Origin of the sequence: Parafannyhessea sp., from assembly GCF_051876455.1 — a bacterium.
Lineage (GTDB): Bacteria > Actinomycetota > Coriobacteriia > Coriobacteriales > Atopobiaceae > Parafannyhessea.
The window spans coordinates 1-2,938 of record NZ_JBJEHW010000109.1; the positions used below are offsets into that span (position 1 = coordinate 1).

At 66.4% G+C, this 2,938-nt stretch carries 3 protein-coding genes; all 3 read right to left on the bottom strand.

What is annotated here, in order from left to right; all coding sequences use genetic code 11:
- Positions 1-167: 167 nt before the first annotated feature.
- Positions 168-986 (bottom strand): class B sortase, encoded by an 819-nt coding sequence (locus tag ACI38Z_RS05015; protein ID WP_439789094.1) that lies wholly within the window; start codon positions 984-986, stop codon positions 168-170.
- Positions 987-1,000: 14 nt separating this feature from the next.
- Complete coding sequence (locus ACI38Z_RS05020) at positions 1,001-2,089, bottom strand: DUF7601 domain-containing protein (protein WP_439789095.1); 1,089 nt, start codon at positions 2,087-2,089, stop codon at positions 1,001-1,003.
- An 88-nt stretch (positions 2,090-2,177) separates the two neighbouring features.
- Entirely contained in the window at positions 2,178-2,780 is a 603-nt protein-coding gene (lepB, locus tag ACI38Z_RS05025; protein ID WP_439789096.1) for a signal peptidase I, read from the bottom strand.
- Positions 2,781-2,938: the final 158 nt, after the last annotated feature.

Below are 2,938 nucleotides of genomic sequence, written 5' to 3' on the forward strand. Positions count from 1 at the left end.
CCACGCCCAGGAGCGCCAGGCACAGGCCCAGTGCGACGGCCACAAGGCCGAGCCCCTTGCACTTGTCAATTCTCTTGGTCATGTCCCGCTTGCCCTTCTATCCGGCGGCGTGGCCGCCCAGCTGCTACGTTTGTACTGCACGGCGGCGTCTGCCGCCTACGATCTTGCTACTTGCCAACCTTGGAGTTGTCCTCCGCGGTCCTGCTCACGACCCTGCACATCACGATGGTGCGCGCGTTGGCGCCGTCGTCAGCGCAGGTCGAGAGCGCGATGATCTGGTCCTGCCCCGTCTTTCCAGACCCGTCCGTCGCGGGCGACCCCTTGCCGAGCGAGCCCTTCCTCAGGTGCTTCGCATCCTTCTGGAGCCTCGCCTCGACCTCCTGCAGCCTCGCGGAGTCCGCGGGGGTGGAGAAGATCGTGCCGTCGTACGCGTCGGCCTGTATGACCGCGACGACCTCCAGCTCGAGCGTCTGCCTTGGCAGGTACAGCGTCGCGCTCTTGTGCTTCTTGAAGAAGCTCTCGCTCAGGAACTTGTCCAGGTCCCCGAACATCTTCCCCTCGTCCATGTGGTGTCCGAAGACGACCTCGTACGGCTCGTCAAAGTTCCTGCTGCAGGCAGAGTCCAGAAAGACGCTGCCGGACGCGCTGAACTCGCCCAGGGCGTCCTTCTCCAGGTACTCGAAGTTGTCCTTGCCCTGCACGATGGGGTAGTCGACGCTCGTGCCGTCGACCGTGATCCACGCGCAGACGTCCGGATTCCTCTTCATGAGCTCGCCAAAGCCGACTCCCGGCTTGTACTGGCTCGTGTCGGTGCCGCTCAGCACCTGCTGCTGGTCCCACAGCGCGTACGCCGCCGTGGCGCCCATGAGGACGAACACGACCGCCAGCACGACGGTGACGGCCCGCTCCACACGGCGGGCCGCCCGCTCGCACGGGGCGAGCGACCCGCTGCCAAAGGTGCCGAAGCTGTCCCTACGTGAGCCCATGCGTCCCTAGGACCCTAGAAGTCCTGGCCGGCGTGGTTGCGGCGACGGATGACCAGCGTCGCGCCACCCGCGACCGCGACGACCGCGATTGCGATGCCCGGGAGCATGTTCATCGTGATGCCGGTCTGCGGTGCGAAGCCCTTGTTGTTGGTGAAGTCGACGGTGTCGTCCTCGGTCGCGATGGTGCCCTTGCCGGTCGGGGTGCCCTCGCCATTCGCCACGGTCGCCGCGGTGGTGTCGTCCTCGTCCGCGACGTCGGTGGAGTCGTAGCCCTTGGTGTCGGTCTCGGTCACGGTGTAGGTGGCACCCTCGGGGAGGTTCTGGACCTCGATCCGCTCGTTGTGCTTGAGCGTGAAGGTGTAGGCCTTGCCCGCCTCGAGCGTGGTGGTCTCGCCATCCTTCACGACGTTGTAGGTGCCCGTCGCGTTGTTGACGGTGAGCGAGAAGGTGAACTCGTCATCGGTGTTGGCGGCGGTACCGGCGACCTTCTTGGAGATCGTGAGCTTGTGGTTGTCCTTCGCGGTGTTGTCGAACTCGGCGGAGTCGGTCTTTGATCCGGAGGCCTTCTTGAAGACGACGCTCTTGACCTCGGGCTGCTCGACGGACCCGTCTGCCCAGGCGACGTTCACGTACACGTCGTAGGTCTGAGTGTCGGTCACGACGTTCTTGTTGTCGCTCGCCTGCTCGGAGAGCTGGAAGTGGTAGATGCCCGGGGTGTCGAACTTGAAGCCGGAGAACAGGTCGGACTGCGAGATGGTGCCCTCGTAGGTGAGGCCGCTCTTCTTGGCCAGGTTGCTGACCTCGACGGTCTTGAGCACGGTGCCCGTCGCAGGCGTCGCGTTGTTGTAGGTCAGGCTCTGGCTGCCGGAGTAGCCGCCGCTCTCGGCCCCAACGTACGTGAGGTCGAACTTGAAGGCCTGGCTGGCGCTGTACTGGGCCTCGGAGGCGACGGTCCAGTCCTTGGTCACGGCAGCGGCGTCGCTGCTCACGGTTGCCGACGGAGGCAGGACGGTCGCGAACGCGGTCGCGGGGACCATCGAGAGTGCCATGGTGCCTGCGAGCACTGCCGCCATCGCTCCGGACTTGAGGTTGATCTTCTTCATGCGCAGTTCCTTTCTGTCTGACGAGAAGTGCCTCCCAGCGTCCTCCCCGCCGTCTTCCCACAGGAAGCCTTACGTGTCGGATCCTTGCCTATATCTGACGAAGCCTGAGGATGGCGACTACCTTCCCCTCGACCTCGGTGGAGCCTATCGGTCCCAGCACCCTGGAGTCCGTGACGGTGGAGCGCCCGTCCCCCAGGACGAAGTACTGCCCATCCTTCAGCTTGAGCGGGTAGCTCACGCCGGAGCCTGGGGTCGTGCTCTGCCCGAACTTCTCGGGCTGCTCGCTCCCGTTGACCAGGAGCTTGCCGTCCGACGTCACCTCGACGGTGTCCCCCGCCTGGGCCACGACCCTGCCCAGTTGGAGCTTGCCGTCCGCCTCGTACGTCACGACGTCGTCCGACTTGAGGCTGCGGTCGAACCTGGCGAAGAGTGCCAGGTCGCCGTCGCCCGCCGTCGGCCTCATGCCGCTTCCGGAGACCCGGGCGATGCCAAAGGCGAAGCGGAACACGAGCGTCAGCGCCACGACCACGAGCAGGAGCCTCGCCACCGCGCCCCGTACGGTCGCCCCCGCGTTTGCGCGCGCCTTCCTGCGGCGGATGACCGCCGCCTCGGGCGCCCCGGCGAGGTCGGGCAGCGGGCCTTCTGCCCACGTAGGCGCACCGGCCACGGACGTGTCCTTCTCGCCCGTCACCAGCTCTTGCGCGGCTGTTCGGTGGGACGGAGCGTTCCCGACAGCGGGGAGTGGGCGGGACCCTGCTGCCGCCTGGCTGTCGCCGGGTGCCCACTCGCCGTTTCGCTCCTGGCCTGCTGGAGCAGGGCCTCGTAGCGGACCTGCTGCTCGCGGTACAG

Excerpts from the sequence above, each read along its gene's own strand:
- ACI38Z_RS05015 (WP_439789094.1), bottom strand. The coding sequence starts at position 986 with ATGGGCTCACGTAGGGACAGCTTCGGCACCTTTGGCAGCGGGTCGCTC.
- ACI38Z_RS05020 (WP_439789095.1), bottom strand. The coding sequence starts at position 2,089 with ATGAAGAAGATCAACCTCAAGTCCGGAGCGATGGCGGCAGTGCTCGCA.